At 61.9% G+C, this 14,301-nt stretch carries 16 protein-coding genes and 1 tRNA gene; 8 read left to right on the forward strand and 9 right to left on the reverse strand.

Annotated features, from left to right (window positions below):
• Positions 1–8: 8 nt before the first annotated feature.
• Genes QZW03_RS08325 through QZW03_RS08345 form a run of 5 tightly spaced genes read left to right on the forward strand, consistent with a single transcriptional unit; the run spans position 9 to position 3,292 of the window.
• The gene (locus tag QZW03_RS08325; protein ID WP_296509516.1) at positions 9–1,349 is read left to right on the forward strand and encodes a pitrilysin family protein; all 1,341 of its coding nucleotides are present in this window, start codon (positions 9–11) and stop codon (positions 1,347–1,349) included.
• Positions 1,350–1,370: 21 nt separating this feature from the next.
• Positions 1,371–2,015 (forward strand): 16S rRNA (guanine(966)-N(2))-methyltransferase RsmD, encoded by a 645-nt coding sequence (gene rsmD, locus QZW03_RS08330; RefSeq protein ID WP_296509517.1) that lies wholly within the window; start codon positions 1,371–1,373, stop codon positions 2,013–2,015.
• A gap of 21 nt (positions 2,016–2,036) precedes the next feature.
• Positions 2,037–2,525, forward strand: coding sequence for a pantetheine-phosphate adenylyltransferase (gene coaD / locus QZW03_RS08335; protein ID WP_296509518.1), 489 nt, complete (start codon positions 2,037–2,039; stop codon positions 2,523–2,525).
• A gap of 18 nt (positions 2,526–2,543) precedes the next feature.
• Positions 2,544–2,996: a universal stress protein gene (locus tag QZW03_RS08340; protein WP_296509519.1), complete on the forward strand. Its 453-nt coding sequence runs from the start codon at positions 2,544–2,546 to the stop codon at positions 2,994–2,996.
• Between the two features lie 32 nt (positions 2,997–3,028).
• Entirely contained in the window at positions 3,029–3,292 is a 264-nt protein-coding gene (locus QZW03_RS08345) for a YfhL family 4Fe-4S dicluster ferredoxin (RefSeq protein ID WP_296509520.1), read from the forward strand.
• A 30-nt stretch (positions 3,293–3,322) separates the two neighbouring features.
• Here the strand turns inward: QZW03_RS08345 and QZW03_RS08350 are convergent, their stop codons facing one another.
• The 8 genes from QZW03_RS08350 to QZW03_RS08385 form a co-directional block, all read right to left on the reverse strand.
• Positions 3,323–3,733 carry a hypothetical protein gene (locus QZW03_RS08350; RefSeq protein WP_296509521.1) on the reverse strand — a complete coding sequence of 137 codons (411 nt, stop codon included), beginning with the start codon at positions 3,731–3,733 and terminating at the stop codon, positions 3,323–3,325.
• 23 nt (positions 3,734–3,756) lie between these two features.
• Positions 3,757–4,395, reverse strand: coding sequence for an aminoacyl-tRNA hydrolase (pth, locus tag QZW03_RS08355; RefSeq protein WP_296509522.1), 639 nt, complete (start codon positions 4,393–4,395; stop codon positions 3,757–3,759).
• Positions 4,396–4,495: 100 nt separating this feature from the next.
• A complete protein-coding gene (locus tag QZW03_RS08360; protein ID WP_296509523.1) occupies positions 4,496–5,119 on the reverse strand; it encodes a 50S ribosomal protein L25/general stress protein Ctc in 624 nt (207 codons plus the stop codon).
• A gap of 102 nt (positions 5,120–5,221) precedes the next feature.
• Positions 5,222–6,184: a ribose-phosphate pyrophosphokinase gene (locus QZW03_RS08365; RefSeq protein ID WP_296509524.1), complete on the reverse strand. Its 963-nt coding sequence runs from the start codon at positions 6,182–6,184 to the stop codon at positions 5,222–5,224.
• A gap of 79 nt (positions 6,185–6,263) precedes the next feature.
• A tRNA-Gln gene (locus QZW03_RS08370) sits at positions 6,264–6,340 on the reverse strand.
• 14 nt (positions 6,341–6,354) lie between these two features.
• Complete coding sequence (gene ispE, locus QZW03_RS08375; protein ID WP_296509525.1) at positions 6,355–7,230, reverse strand: 4-(cytidine 5'-diphospho)-2-C-methyl-D-erythritol kinase; 876 nt, start codon at positions 7,228–7,230, stop codon at positions 6,355–6,357.
• Between the two features lie 8 nt (positions 7,231–7,238).
• On the reverse strand, positions 7,239–7,742 hold the full coding sequence (locus QZW03_RS08380) for an outer membrane lipoprotein LolB (protein WP_296509526.1): 504 nt from the start codon (positions 7,740–7,742) through the stop codon (positions 7,239–7,241).
• Complete coding sequence (locus tag QZW03_RS08385) at positions 7,739–9,475, reverse strand: tetratricopeptide repeat protein (protein ID WP_296509527.1); 1,737 nt, start codon at positions 9,473–9,475, stop codon at positions 7,739–7,741. Before QZW03_RS08385 ends, QZW03_RS08380 begins: the two co-directional genes overlap by 4 nt.
• A gap of 39 nt (positions 9,476–9,514) precedes the next feature.
• Here QZW03_RS08385 and mutM point away from each other — a divergent pair, with 39 nt between their 5' ends.
• The 3 genes from mutM to mutY are packed head-to-tail and all read left to right on the forward strand — an operon-like array spanning position 9,515 to position 13,402.
• Positions 9,515–10,330: a bifunctional DNA-formamidopyrimidine glycosylase/DNA-(apurinic or apyrimidinic site) lyase gene (gene mutM, locus QZW03_RS08390; protein WP_296509528.1), complete on the forward strand. Its 816-nt coding sequence runs from the start codon at positions 9,515–9,517 to the stop codon at positions 10,328–10,330.
• Between the two features lie 43 nt (positions 10,331–10,373).
• Complete coding sequence (locus QZW03_RS08395; protein ID WP_296509529.1) at positions 10,374–12,335, forward strand: dynamin family protein; 1,962 nt, start codon at positions 10,374–10,376, stop codon at positions 12,333–12,335.
• Between the two features lie 5 nt (positions 12,336–12,340).
• Positions 12,341–13,402, forward strand: coding sequence for an A/G-specific adenine glycosylase (gene mutY / locus QZW03_RS08400; protein WP_296509580.1), 1,062 nt, complete (start codon positions 12,341–12,343; stop codon positions 13,400–13,402).
• Positions 13,403–13,405: 3 nt separating this feature from the next.
• Here mutY and rapZ read toward each other — a convergent pair whose 3' ends face one another.
• Positions 13,406–14,296 (reverse strand): RNase adapter RapZ, encoded by an 891-nt coding sequence (gene rapZ, locus QZW03_RS08405; RefSeq protein ID WP_296509530.1) that lies wholly within the window; start codon positions 14,294–14,296, stop codon positions 13,406–13,408.
• Positions 14,297–14,301: the final 5 nt, after the last annotated feature.

Below are 14,301 nucleotides of genomic sequence, written 5' to 3' on the forward strand. Positions count from 1 at the left end.
CTGAACTCATGAATACTCCTAAATTGATAGCTGCTCGCGCATTATTTGTATGGGCTAGCGGCCTTTTTTTCATAAATTTGGCGTGGGCAGGCATTCCGGTCCAGCACTGGACTCAGCCCAACGGGGCCCGCGTCTATCTGGTGGAGAGCCCTGCTATTCCGATGGTGGATGTGCAGATCGACCTTGATGCCGGTGGCCGCCGCGATCCGGCCGCCCAGCCCGGTCTGGCGAACCTCATGGCCGGCAGCACCGCACAGGGTGTGCGCGCCAGCGATGCAGGCCCGGCGCTGGACGAAAACCAGCTCAGTGAGGCGTGGGCCGACCTGGGCGCGTCATTTGGCGGCAGTGCCAGCGCCGACCGCATGAGCTTCGGCTTGCGCTCTCTGACCTACCCGGACCTGCTGGACAAGGCGCTCTCCTTGGCCGCCCGCCAGTTGGGCGAGCCTGCGTTTCCTGAGGCCTTGTGGTTACGCGACCGGCCGAAGTTGATCGCCAGCCTCAAGGAAGCCAATACCCGCCCTGCAACCCTGGCGGCCCGTGCCTTCAGCAGCGCGGTGTATGGCAGCCACCCCTATGGCTATGAGCCGAATGAGGCGAGCCTGCTCCGCACGAATGTGCAGCAGCTGCGCGACTTGCACGCCCGTGTGCTGCGGGCGTGTGCGGTGCAGGTCAGCATCGTGGGCGCCCTCAACCGCGCGCAGGCCGACGTGCTGGTGACCAAGCTGCTGGCCCGCTTGCCCCAGAGCGGCTGCGCCAAGCTGCCGCCTGTGCCCGAGGTGCAGCCCCTGGCGGCGGCCAGCGAGCAGCGCTTGGCTTTCCCTTCGGCGCAGGCCCATGTGCTGTTGGGGCAGCCCGGCTACCGGCGCAATGACCCTGATTTCTTTGCCCTGACGGTCGGCAACCACATCTTGGGGGGTGGCGGATTCACCGCCCGGCTGACCGAAGAAGTGCGCGAAAAGCGGGGGCTCACCTACAGTGTTTACAGCTACTTCTCGCCCGGCCTGCACGCAGGTGCATTCACCATCGGTTTGCAGACACGGCCCGACCAGGCAGAGCAAGCACTGACTTTGGTGCGCGAGGTGCTGGCGAAGTTTGTGGCACAGGGCCCGACTGAGCAGGAGTTGCAGGCCGCCAAAAACAACCTGATCGGCGGGTTTGCGCTGCGGATCGACAGCAACAAAAAGCTGCTCGACAACGTAGCCAACATCGCGTGGAACGGCTTGCCGCTGGACTACCTGGATACCTGGACACAACAAGTCGACAAGCTCACCACCGAACAAGTGCGCACGGCCATGGCCAGGGTGCTGCAACCCGAGCGCATGGCTGCCGTGGTGTTGGGTGCCCCGTAGCCGGTGCGGTAAGCTCACCGCATGAACGCCAAAGCTTCTTCCAAAACAACATCTTCCCGTGGCGCTGCGGGCGCTGCCAAGCGACCGCAGCGCCCTCGCGCAGCCCAGAGCCATGAAATCCGCATCATCGGCGGGCTCTGGAAGCGCACCAAACTCAAAGTTGCCGACAAGCCCGGCCTGCGTCCCACGCCCGACCGGGTGCGCGAGACCGTGTTCAACTGGCTGGGTCAGGACATGAGTGGCCTGCGCTGCCTGGACGCCTTTGCCGGTACCGGCGCACTGGGCTTTGAGGCCGCGTCGCGTGGCGCGCGGCAGGTGACGCTGATTGAGCAAGACACGGCGCTGATTGACCAGCTCAAGAAAACCCAGTCCCAGCTCGATGCGGGCATGGTAATGGTGCAGCGGGGTGACGGCATTGCCGCCATCCGGCAAGCCGCGCCGGCGAGTCTGGATGTGATTTTTATCGATCCACCGTTTGATGCGCCCCTGTTTGAGCCTGCCCTCAGTGCCTGCGCCCATGCACTGGCAGCCGGCGGCTGGGTGTACCTGGAGGCGCCCACGGCCTATACCGATGAGACTTTGAGTGCTTATGGCCTGCAGGTCTACCGGCACCTGAAGGCGGGCGCGGTCCACGCCCATTTGTTGCAAGCACTGTCGGCCCCCTGACGGTTTCACCCAAGGCTCACCATGCCCCACGCCACGATTGCTGTGTTCCCCGGGACCTTTGACCCCATCACGCTGGGTCACCAGGACTTGATCCGTCGCTCTTCGCGCCTGTTCGGCACGGTGATTGTGGCGGTCGCGGTCGCGCACCATAAAAAAACCATGTTCAGCCTTGAAGAGCGCCTGGAAATGGCGCGCGAGGTTTTTCAGCCGCTCGACAATGTGCAGGTTGAGAGCTTCAGTGGCTTGGTCAGGGACTTCGCAGTAGCCCATGGTGCTCGTGCCATGGTGCGCGGCGTACGATCGGTCACGGACTTCGACTATGAGGCGCAGCTCGCCGGCATGAACAAGTCGCTCGCCCCTGACGTAGAAACGGTTTTCCTCACGCCGGACTCGCGTTTTCAGTTCATCTCGAGTACGCTGGTGCGGGAGATTGCCACGCTCAAGGGCGACGTCGCCGCCTTCGTGGCGCCGGTGGTTCATGCACGTCTGATGGACCGCCTGACACCCTGATACCTCAAGGAGGTTGCCATGAAAGTTCTGCTGCCGGTAGATGGTTCGGAGTTATCGATGGAGGCGGTGCGCTGGGTGCTTCGAGCCCGGGCGGATGGCTTGTCTGTCAGCGTGGTGTTGGTCAATGTGCAAGAGCCCGCCAATTTGTACGAACTGGTGGTGGCGCACGACCCCGAAGTCATCAGCCGTGTGAGCACCGAGGCGGGCATGCATTGTCTGGAGCCTGCGCGCAACTTGCTGGAAGCTGCCGGGGTGGATTGTGTTTGCGAGGTCGAGACCGGAGACCCTGCGCATACGGCGACCGAAGTGGGCGAGCGGCATGGCGTGGACCTGGTGGTGATGGGTGCCCAAGGAGCAGGCGCGCTGCGCAGCGGGCTGCTGGGATCTGTCGCCAATGAGGTTTTGCGGACCAGTGCCGTGCCGGTGTTGATTGTCAAACTCCCCCCCGACGACGAGGGATTGAGCCCCTGAGGCGATAATCTCGCCATGGAGCGTGAACTGCTGTGGCACTGTTAATTACCGACGAATGCATCAATTGCGATGTGTGTGAGCCCGAGTGCCCGAATGAGGCAATTTATCTGGGCGAGCAGATTTATGAAATCGACCCGCACAAGTGCACCGAGTGTGTGGGGCATTTCGACGAGCCCCAGTGTGTGCAGGTTTGTCCCGTCTCCTGTATCCCGGTGAATCCGGAGTTCACCGAAAGCAAAGAAACCCTGATGCAGAAGTATCTGCGTCTGCAGGCCTTAACGCCTAAACCCGCCTGAGCGACGCCGCCTCTGCGGCCGCGTGGGTGGTCAAGGTTTGGTGGCAGGCATCTGCTTGGCGGTAAAGAACTCCGGTCCACTTTTCTTCTTGGCAGTGTCTCCGCCCTGACCCTTGCTTTGGTCCTTGGCTTGTCGGGTCTTTTCTTGCTCTAGTGCCTTGAGCTCTGCATCGTGGCGCTTCTTGACTTCTGCCTCGGTGGCCAAGCGCTCTTTTTCTAAGGCCTTGGCGGCTGCTACCTGGCGCTTGTTTTCTTTGTCTACGCTTTGTTTGCGAGCGATGTCTCTGCTCGCGCCTGGTGTGGAGGTGTCCAGCGTTTTGCCATCGCCGCAGGGCGTTTGGCTGTAGGTATTGCCGCACCGGTAAACCTTTTGGGCACTAGCCCCCGTCGATATTGCCCCTAAAGCTACAAAAAGCATAGCAAATATGGTGGTCTGGCGCATACGTGGCTCCGGTGGTGGGTGGCTTAGTGGTCGGCGGGCGCCGGGGGCGCGTCGGGCGCGACCGTGGGCCGGGGTGGCTTGGGTCGTGGCGGCTTGCTGGTGTGAATGAGCATGGTGGCTTTGTCCATCTCCCCCGCGAGCAGATGGGGCAGGGCCTTCAGGGAGCGGTCAATGCTTTGGTCAATGGCAATACGGTGGTCTAGAGAGGGTTTTTTGAGCACCCAGTGCACGACTTCAGACTTAACGCCCGGGTGGCCGACACCCAGCCTCAAGCGCCAGTAATCTCCCGTTCCCAGTTGGGCGTGGATGTCCCGCAGGCCGTTGTGTCCGGCATGGCTTCCGCCGAATTTGAGTTTGGCTTCTCCGGGCACGACATCCAGCTCGTCGTGAACCACCAGAATTTCTTGCGGCGCTATTTTGAAGAAGCGTGCCAGTGCGCCTACGGATTTACCGGAGAGGTTCATAAAAGTTTGCGGCTCAAGCAACCAAACGGTTTGGCCTTGCAGGGTCGTGCGCGCCAACAAGCCGTGGTAGCCACGGTCCATGGTGAGTGTGAGCTTGAGCTCGCGTGCCAGGGCATCAACCCACCAGAAACCGGCGTTGTGGCGTGTGCCGTCATACTCAGGGCCGGGGTTGCCCAGGCCGACAAACAGTTTGATCATGCTGAAAATTATGGCTTACAACCGGGGGCTTTGCGGTAGGCCCCAAAGCAAACGGCCCACCGAGGTGGGCCGTTTTCAAGTGCTTAACGCGAGGCGTTAATTACTTCTTACCTTTTTTGCCTTTGGCATCAGCTGCAGGAGCGGCAACAGGTGCAACCACTTCTTCCACAGGAGCCACAACGGATACCACCACGGGGTTTGGCTTGCCGTGGGTCACAGCAGCAGTACCCTTAGGCAGAGCCAAGTCGTTCACGTGCAGGGACTTACCCTTTTCCAGGCCGCTCAGGTCCACAGCAATGAACTCAGGCAGGTCGGCTGGCAAGCAAGCCACTTCCAGCTCAGTGATGACGTGGTTGATCAAGCAAGCGTCAGTCTTCACAGCGGGGCTGTTTTCCTGACCGCTGAAGTGCAAAGGCACGCGCATGCTCAACTTGGTGTTGGCTTCCACGCGTTGGAAGTCGATGTGCAAGATCAGTTGCTTGTAGGGGTGCATTTGCACGTCGCGCAACAGAACTTTGCTTTCCTTGCCGTTGAATTCCATGTCCAGGATCGTGGAGTGGAAAGCTTCTTTCTTGATGGCGTGCCACAAAGCATTGTGGTCCAGCTCAACCAAGAGGGGTTCGCCAGTGCCACCGTAAACGATGCCAGGTGTACGACCGGTAACGCGGAGACGGCGGCTCGCACCCGTGCCCTGCTTAGCGCGCTCAAAAGCGACAAATTTCATATCTAACTCCTAAAAGAGCCCACCGCGACCAGTGTGGCTCCGACTTTAAAAAGACACCGCCGACACGACGTCGGCAGCATCTGCTTTTTGCACCGAGTAGTGTTACTCGGTGAACAAACTCATGACCGAATCGCCCTTGGCAATACGCTGGATCGTGTCGGCGATCAGCGGAGCCACGGTGAGTTGGCGGATCTTGCTGCACTGCGCAGCTGCAGCGCTCAGCGGAATGGTGTTGGTCACGACGACTTCGTCCAAGGCATCGCCACCGGCGATACGCTCAATGGCCGGGCCGGAGAAAATGGGGTGTGTGCAATACGCGTACACCTTCTTGGCGCCGCGCGCCTTCAACACTTCAGCGGCTTTGACCAAGGTGCCTGCGGTGTCGATCATGTCGTCCATGATCACGCAGTTACGGCCTTCGATCTCACCGATCACGTGCATGACTTCCGACACGTTAGCCTTGGGGCGACGCTTGTCGATGATGGCCATGTCGCAGTTCAGCTGCTTGGCCAACGCACGGGCGCGCACCACGCCGCCCACATCGGGGGACACCACGATCAAATCGCTGTAGTTCTTTTGGCGCAAATCGCCCAACAAAACAGGGGACGCATAAATGTTGTCCACCGGAATGTCAAAGAAGCCTTGGATCTGGTCAGCGTGCAAATCCATGGTCAGCACGCGGTCCACGCCCACGGCTTGCAGCATGTTGGCCACCACTTTGGCCGTGATAGGCACACGGGCAGAGCGGGGGCGACGGTCCTGGCGGGCGTAACCGAAGTAAGGAATCACCGCGCTGATGCGTTCGGCAGAAGCGCGCTTGAGCGCGTCCACCATAATCAGCAATTCCATCAGGTTTTCGTTGGTGGGAGCGCAGGTGCTCTGAACCACAAACACATCGCGTGCGCGAACGTTCTGGTTGATCTCGACAGTGACCTCACCGTCCGAGAAGCGGCCTACGGTGGCAGCGCCCAGCGAAATGCCGAGGTGCTTGGAAATGTCTTCCGCCATGCCAGGATTGGCATTGCCGGTGAAAACCATGAAATCAGGGGGTGTGAATGCCTGCATGTGGGAAGGTCCAGCGAAGAGAGTGGGTTTATTTTTTCACAGATCGCATGCTGAATCGGGACCGGCCCGAACAGCAATTTGGCAGGGGAAGAAGGATTCGAACCTTCGCATGCTGGAATCAAAATCCAGTGCCTTAACCAACTTGGCGACTCCCCTACACGGGTTGGTAGCTAAATGCTACCCACCGATAAACCATCGCTGGGTGCCCATCCCTGAAGGGGGTGAACATCCAAACTGCTGCACAACCTGGCTTGACACTGAGTAGGCGCATCGCCTGTTTCAATGTCTTGAGTGCAGTGCGCGAAAACCGCGCTTCCTGAACCAGTCATTCGACCACTGAGTCCTTTTGAATTCAGCCACTGAAGGGCTTGGTTCATTTCGGGGCACAGCGTCTGGGCTATGGCCTGCAAATCATTTCTTGTTGTCTTTAAGACATTTTCGAAAGTGTGTGCAGCGAAGCCATAGATTGTAGCGCACTCTGAGTCGCGTTTCAAGTTTGGATCAGAAAAAATTCTTTTCGTTTCTAAACCGGCATCCGGCTTGACCACCAACCAGCTTGAAACAGGGATGTCGATGGGGGTGAGCTTTTCACCGATTCCCTCGACCCAGGCGTTGCGTCCTCCGAGGAAGAATGGCACGTCAGCGCCGAGACGGACCCCCAGTTCGAGCAACACGCTCAAGGGCAGGTTCAATTGCCACAAGCGATTCAGCGCTAGCAGCGTGGAGGCCGCATCTGAAGAGCCGCCACCCATGCCCGCCTGCGCGGGGATGGATTTGTAGATACCGATATGAGCACCGAGGGTGCAGCCGGACGCTTCTTGCAAGGCACGGGCGGCGCGCAGTACCAGATCGTCGCCGGGCAGGGGCCAGCTCAGGTCTTCGCGGCTGATGCGCCCATCGCTGCGGATGTCAAAGTGCAGCGTATCGCTCCAGTCAATGAGCATGAACGGGGACTGCAACAGGTGGTAACCATCGTCGCGGCGACCCACGATGTGAAGGAATAGGTTGAGCTTGGCGGGGGCGGGGATGTCGTAGAGCGACTGCATGGCAGTGATTATCTGTGCAGCACGATGCCCAGCTCGACTCGCGGGAGCTCCGCAGCCTCCCGCACCGCGCTCAGGCGGCCTTGCTTTAAGCCACTCAGATCGACGGTCCATCCCGGCGCGGCGGTGGCAGAGCCCTGAAGCCAGTCAAAAAGCGCCGATACGGGAAGTTCTGCGCCTGTGGCTTGCAGCACCAAGGCCTCCAGCGAGTCGAATTGCCGGGTGGCACCGTCAGCAACCAAGGTCGCTGCTCCGGGCGCCCACTGCAGGCGCGCCGCCGTTGTGCCTAGCGGGGAGTAGAAAGCCAGCAGACCCGCTGTGGGGGAGCCGCCCAGTTCAAAGTCTGCGCTGAATGCCTGGGGCGGCGTACTCTGCACCTTGAGCGCCAGGCGCCCGCTCCACTGGGAATCAGCAGGAAAAGTGCCTGTAGCCCTCGTATTTATTGCGCAACCTGCTATAAAAACAATAGCAAAACTCAGCGCGAGATGCGCGCAGACTCGGGAGAGCCGGCTCATAACGACGGGTTCAACCGTTGGATGGTTTCCTGCAAGGTGTCATTGTCTTTCTGCAGCTCCAGACCCTGGCGCCAGATTTTGGTGGCCGCCTCGCGCTGACCGGAAACCCAGAGCACTTCGCCCAAGTGGGCCGCTATTTCAGCATCCTGCCGGGCGGTAAAAGCCTGCTGGAGCAAGCGCTGAGCCTCCGGCAGGTTGCCGCTGCGGAATTCCACCCAAGCCAAGCTGTCCACAATGAACGGGTCGCCCGGAGCGAACTCCAAGGCTTTTTGAATCAGCTGCCGCGCTTCAGTGAGGCGCACGCCCCGATCGGCCAGCGAGTAGCCCAGCGCGTTGTACGCGTGGTGGTAGTCGGGGGCCCTGGCGATCAGCTGTCGAAGCAGGGTTTCCATTTCGTCGGGGCGTCCGAGCTTCTCGGCTGCGGTGGCCAGGTCGTAGGCAAACGTGTTGTCCTCCGGATAGGCCTTCACCGCGCGGGATAGCAAGGTGTAGGCCTCGGCCATTTGCTTGTAGTCGCGCAGCAGCTGGATCTCGGTGGCCAGCTTGGTGCGGGCATCGTCAGGCAGGAGCTCGGGCGCACTGCGAATGGCGGCGCGGGCCTCGTCGAGCTTGCCTTGGCGGGCCAGCAGGGTGGCGCGGCGGGTGGTCACCCGCAAGGCGTCTTGGGGGCTCTTGATCCGCTGGAGCAAGGCATTGGCTTCGTCCGGCTGGCCGTTGATTTCGGCAATCTGTGCCAACAACAAATAGGCCTGCACTGCGCCGCGGCCGGTTTCGGTTTCGTCGTTGGGGTCCTGTTCCGCGGGCAGCAGGCTCAGGTATTTTCTGAGTGACTTTTCAGCCGCTGCCGCGCCCGTGGCCTGAATCTCCAGAGAACCCCGAACCAGCCAGGCATCTACAAAATCAGGCTTTTGCTGGTTGATCAGCTGCATCTGCGCCAGCGCTTCTGCGTAGCGCTGGCCGCCGATCAGGGCGCGACCGTAGCCCATGCGGATCTCGGGCAGTGCCTTGCCGTCCAGGTACTTGCGGACGATGGCCTCGGCTGCCGGGGTTTTGGTTTCCATCAAATTCAGCGCCAGCACGGCGGGCTCTTCGGCACTGGGGTCCAGTGCGGCACCGCGCTGGGCGGCCTCCAGCGCGCCGGGCAGGTTGCCAGCGCCGAAGCGCATGACCCCGACGGTGCTCCAGGCGGCAGGGCCATACGCGGTGGTTGGCAAATCCGGCGCCAGGGCCTGCTCTACGACTGTTGCCGCCAAGGCCTTGTCGGTGACCCGGGGAAAGTAGCGCGGCAGCACATTGATGCTGCCGACCCGGTCTTTGCCTGTCAAACCCTGAAGCTCGCGCCTGAGCGGCTCGGCGAGTTCCGCCAGGCGGTTCGTGCCGATCAAAATTTGCAATACGTAGCGGTTGGCTTCTTTCGAGGCCGGATACCCGCGCAACCAGGCGCGAGCTGCGTCGAGCGCAAAGTCAGCGCTGCGAGCCCGCAGCGCCAGCTCCACGGCGCGCTCGTAGAGCCGGGGTGAATTGGCCCGGCGGGCTGCATCCAGCGTAAGCGAAAAGGCATTGGTGTCGTCGCCATTGAATGCGCTCATCTCCGCAATCAGGATCTGGTACATCAGCCCTGCATTGAGGTCTGAATTCGTGACAGGCTCAGCTGCCGCAGCCCGGGCGGGCGCGAAATGGGTGAGTCCGGCCACGACGGCAGCGATGGCGATGAAGCGTTGGGTGCGGTGCATCGGACCATAATAATCCAACCCCTGTACCCGAGAGAGCCCATGCCTGAATTGCCCGAAGTCGAAGTCACCCGTCGCAGTTTTGCAGACCGCATCACCGGGGCCACGATCTCGGCGGTGCACATGGGCAAGCCCTTGCGCTGGCCGCTGCAGTGTGCCCCGGCGTCTCTGGCGGGCATGCGGGTGCGGGGTGTGCGGCGGCGCGGCAAGTATTTACTCGTCGACTTGAGTGAGGGTTTGCTGCTGGTGCACCTGGGCATGTCGGGGTCGGTGGTGTTCGACCGGCAGCTGCCTCCGGCCGGGGTGCATGATCACTTTGATCTGGTCACCGACCTAGGCACGCTGCGGCTGCACGACCCCCGCCGGTTCGGCGCGGTGGTGTTTGCGGCAGGCGAGGCTGACCCGGTGGCGCAAAAGCTCTTGGGCCACCTCGGGGTAGAGCCGCTCGGTGACGGATTTGAGTTACCCGCCTTCTTGGCGGGCCTGCGTCAGCGAAAGGCGCCCATTAAACAAGTGCTGCTGGCCGGCGAGGTGGTGGTGGGGGTGGGCAATATTTATGCGTCCGAGGCGCTGTTTCTGGCGGGCATCCGCCCGACCACTGCCGCCAACAGCATCAGCAAGCCCCGGGTGGCCAAGTTGCATGCGGCCGTGAAAGATGTGCTGAGCCGCGCGGTGGAGAAGGGCGGCAGCACCCTGCGGGATTTTTCCAATGCCAATGGCGAGAGCGGGTACTTTCAGTTGGAAGCCAATGTCTACGGCCGAGAAGGCGCGCCTTGTCGTGTGTGCGCCACACCGGTGCGCGCGATCCGGCAGGGTCAGCGCTCCACCTATTTCTGCATGGTTTGCCAGAAGCGCTAACGAGGGGTGAGGTGCTATATTGGCCGATTCCTCGGGGGACTACGTGGCTACTTCATTCAACGATCAATTTGACCAACACGGCACCTGGCGGCGTGAGTTCGCGCTGCGCTTGAAGCTGCTGGCCGAATGGCTGAAAGACCACGAGTTGCTGGATGCCGGTGTGGAAGAGCGTTTGTTGCGCCTGGAAACCCAGCTGCGCTCCGACAAAGTGATGGTGGCTTTTGTGGCCGAGTTCTCACGCGGCAAGTCCGAGATGATCAACGCCCTGTTTTTCGCAGGGTACGGTCGGCGTATCATGCCGGCCAGCGCCGGCCGCACCACCATGTGCCCGACCGAAATGGGTTACGACGCCGATGTGCCACCCTGCCTGCGCCTGCTCCCCATCGAGACCCGCCTGCAACCCCAGGCCCTCATGGAGTGGCGCATGGCCCCTGAGAAATGGGCACGCATCGACCTTGATGTGAACAACCCCATGCAGTTGGCCAAGGCCTTGGAAAAAGTGGCCGAAACCCGCAAAGTTACACAAGACGAAGCCCGCGCCCTCGGCTTCTGGCACGCCCAAGCCCCCGAAGACAACCCCATGGTGGACGCCCAAGGCATGGTCGAGGTGCCGCGCTGGCGCCATGCCCTCATCAACATCGCTCACCCCTTGCTCAAGCAGGGCCTGGTGATTCTGGACACCCCGGGCTTGAACGCCATAGGCGCCGAGCCGGAGCTGACCGTTAGCCTGATTCCGCAGGCCCATGCGGTGGTGTTCATGCTGGGGGCCGACACCGGGGTGACCAAGTCCGACTTGTCGATTTGGCGTGAGCACCTGATTACCGAGTCCACCGACCCCGATGCGCGCCTGGTGGTGCTCAACAAGATCGACACGCTGTGGGACGCCCTCAGCACCCCGGCCCAGATTCAGAGCCAGATCGACCGCCAGCGCGCTAGCACGGCCGATATTCTGGGCATTCGCAAAGAGCGGGTGATTGCCGTTTCCGCGCAAAAAGGGCTGGTTGCCAAAGTCACCGAAGACGAGGCGCTGCTGCGCCAGAGCTGCCTGCCGGTGCTCGAAGATGTGCTCGGCCACGGCATGATGGGTAAGCGCCAGCAAATTTTGGCGTCAGCCATGAAGAGTGGCATTACCGACCTGCGCGCAGAGACGGGCCGCGTCATCAACATCCGCAAGCGCGACCTGACCGAGCAGATGATGGAGCTGCAAGGCCTGCAGGGCAAAAACGCCAACGTCATCAAGCACATGCGCAACCGCATCTCGCAAGAGCAGGCGGAGTTTGACCAGGGTGGCGCCAAAATCCATGCGGTGCGCTCGGTCCACCTGCGTTTGCTGCGGGATGTGTTCAACACCCTGGGCGCCGCCATGCTCAAAAAGGAAATGGCCGCACTCAGCGACACCTTGCTGCAAAAAGGCCTCAAGCTCGGCGTCAAGCGGGCTTACGGCGAAACCTTTGACCGCCTGCGCGCCAACTTGCAGCGGGTGCAAGGCTTGTGCGCCGAGATCCAGAGCATGCTGGAGGCGAGCTTTACGGCCCTGAATGCCGAATACGGCTTTTCGCTGCAGCCACCGGTCGAGCCCGACATGGCCCGGTTTACCGCCGACCTCGACACCATCGAACGCAACCACCTGCAATACATGGGCTTGGGCAATGCGTTCAAGCTGGCACAGCCCGAGTTTGCCGACCGCCTGGTGCGAGCCCTCTCGACCCGGCTGCGCACGGTGCACGAAACTGCGCTGGGCGAGGTGGAGCTTTGGAGCAAGTCGTCTGCGGCCCAGCTGGATGCGCAGCTGCGCGAGCGCCGCCGTAACTTCGCCCGCCGCATTGAAGCGATTGACCGTATTTCGCAGGCAGCCGGTGGTCTGGACGACCGTATCGGCGAGATCAACCTGCAAAGCACCGCCCTCAATGAGCTCGATGCCAAGCTACTGGAGCTCACCGCCTACCTGGTGGCTGCACAGCAAAGCGCCAAGCCGGCCACCAAATTAGACGTGGAACTGGTCTAAGGGTGGTGCAGCCCCGTTTCGCCACCGCCATCGTGCGCTGGCAGGCCCAACACGGCCGCAACTACCTGCCTTGGCAAAACACCCAAGACCCTTACCGGGTGTGGCTGTCGGAAATCATGCTGCAGCAAACGCAGGTGGCTACCGTCATCGGCTACTTCGACCGCTTCCTGGCCCGCTGCCCCACAGTGGCAGACCTGGCGGCCGCCAGCAGCGACGAGGTCATGGGCCTGTGGAGCGGCCTGGGCTACTACAGCCGCGCCCGCAACCTGCACCGCTGCGCCCAGCTGGTCATGGAGCTGCATGGCGGCGCCTTCCCGCGCGATGCGGCCACCCTGACTACCCTGCCCGGCATAGGCCGGTCGACTGCGGCAGCCATTGCCTCGCTGTGCTTTGGCGAGCGCGTGGCCATCATGGACGCCAACGTGAAGCGCGTGCTCACCCGCGCGCTGGGCTTTGATTCCGACCTGGCATCAGCCGCCAACGAACGCGCCCTATGGGACCACGCCACCGCCTTGCTACCCACCGAGGCTGAAGTGGCCGCCGAGGGCCCGCGTGTGATGCCGCGTTACACCCAAGGCATGATGGACGTGGGCGCCACTATCTGCAGCCCCAAAAAGCCCCGCTGCCTGCTCTGCCCGGTCAACAGCCAATGCGCCGCCGCCAAGGCGGGCGACGCTGAGCGCTACCCGGTGCGCACCCGCAAGCTTAAGCGCAGCAGCCAAAGCCTGTGGCTGCTGTGGCTGCAGCGGGAGGATGGTGCGGTGTGGCTCAGCAAGCGCCCCACGCCGGGGGTGTGGGCGGGCTTGCAGTGCTTCCCGCTGTTTGAGAGCGAAGACGCCCTGCGGGCTGTGCTGCCGCCGGGGCTTGCTGCCGGCGTGCGGTCTATGCCTGCAGTGACCCATGTGCTCACGCATAAAGACCTTTTTATGCATCCAGCCCAGGTGGAATGTGCGCAGGTAGCTACTAATTTGATAGCAAAAAGTGTTGGCGATGGTGCCTGGTTCACCTCCGCCGAGTGGGCCGCCGCGGGTTTACCGGCGCCGGTGCGCAAGCTGTTGGAAGGCTAGCGCCTAGCGTGCATCCATCTCGCGGTGGCGCTTGAGCGTGACCCACTCGCCGCTGAAGCGCTTGGCCAGCTGCTCCACCAAATACACCGAGCGGTGCTGCCCGCCGGTGCAGCCAATAGCCACGGTCACGTAGCTGCGGTGGTCGCGGGCCAGGGCGTCGAGCCAGCTCTCCAGGAAGTGCGAAATATGGTGCTGCATCAGCTCCACGGCTTCCTCGGCTTTCAGGAAGTCGATCACCGGCTGGTCCCGCCCGGTCAAGTGCTTGAGCTCGGGGTTGTAGTGCGGGTTGGGCAACATGCGCACATCGAACACATAGTCCGCATCGGTGGGCACTCCGCGCTTGAACGCAAACGACTCAAACACGAGCGTGAGCTGCCCGCCGGGCGAAGCAATCAGCGCTTTCACGTAGCCCTGTAGCTGCGAGGGGCGGATGATGCTGGAGTCAATCACATGCGCCTGCTCGCGCAGGTCGGCCAGCAGCTCGCGCTCCAGCTCAATGGCGTCGACCAGCGCACGGCGTTCGTCGCGCTCGCCATGGTCGGAGCTGCCTTGCGACAGCGGGTGCTTGCGCCGGGTCTCGGAGTAGCGGCGCACCAGCGTGTCGGTGGTGGCGTCCAGAAACAAAGGTTTGACCACCACGCCCAGCGCCCGCACGGCCGCCAGTTGCTGCGGCACCAGTGGCAGAGAGGTGGCGCTGCGCACATCCATGGCAATGGCAACGCGCTGCGCATTGTGCTGTCGCTCCAGCTCTACAAAGGGCAGCAGCAGTTCGGGGGGCAGGTTGTCGACGCAGTAAAAGCCTGCGTCTTCCAAGGCGTGAAGCGCCACCGATTTGCCGGAGCCCGACATGCCGGTGATCAGCACAATTTCCATCGACGTATGTAGAGAGCTCATTGTTT

The sequence above is a fragment of the Rhodoferax sp. genome (assembly GCF_013297935.1).
Lineage (GTDB): Bacteria > Pseudomonadota > Gammaproteobacteria > Burkholderiales > Burkholderiaceae_C > Allorhodoferax.

Coding starts and splice junctions, on each gene's coding strand:
- QZW03_RS08325 (WP_296509516.1), top strand. CDS start 9: ATGAATACTCCTAAATTGATAGCTGCTCGCGCATTATTTGTATGGGCT.
- rsmD (WP_296509517.1), top strand. CDS start 1,371: ATGAACGCCAAAGCTTCTTCCAAAACAACATCTTCCCGTGGCGCTGCG.
- coaD (WP_296509518.1), top strand. CDS start 2,037: ATGCCCCACGCCACGATTGCTGTGTTCCCCGGGACCTTTGACCCCATC.
- QZW03_RS08340 (WP_296509519.1), top strand. CDS start 2,544: ATGAAAGTTCTGCTGCCGGTAGATGGTTCGGAGTTATCGATGGAGGCG.
- QZW03_RS08350 (WP_296509521.1), bottom strand. CDS start 3,733: ATGCGCCAGACCACCATATTTGCTATGCTTTTTGTAGCTTTAGGGGCA.
- pth (WP_296509522.1), bottom strand. CDS start 4,395: ATGATCAAACTGTTTGTCGGCCTGGGCAACCCCGGCCCTGAGTATGAC.
- QZW03_RS08360 (WP_296509523.1), bottom strand. CDS start 5,119: ATGAAATTTGTCGCTTTTGAGCGCGCTAAGCAGGGCACGGGTGCGAGC.
- QZW03_RS08365 (WP_296509524.1), bottom strand. CDS start 6,184: ATGCAGGCATTCACACCCCCTGATTTCATGGTTTTCACCGGCAATGCC.
- ispE (WP_296509525.1), bottom strand. CDS start 7,230: ATGCAGTCGCTCTACGACATCCCCGCCCCCGCCAAGCTCAACCTATTC.
- QZW03_RS08380 (WP_296509526.1), bottom strand. CDS start 7,742: ATGAGCCGGCTCTCCCGAGTCTGCGCGCATCTCGCGCTGAGTTTTGCT.
- QZW03_RS08385 (WP_296509527.1), bottom strand. CDS start 9,475: ATGCACCGCACCCAACGCTTCATCGCCATCGCTGCCGTCGTGGCCGGA.
- mutM (WP_296509528.1), top strand. CDS start 9,515: ATGCCTGAATTGCCCGAAGTCGAAGTCACCCGTCGCAGTTTTGCAGAC.
- rapZ (WP_296509530.1), bottom strand. CDS start 14,296: ATGAGCTCTCTACATACGTCGATGGAAATTGTGCTGATCACCGGCATG.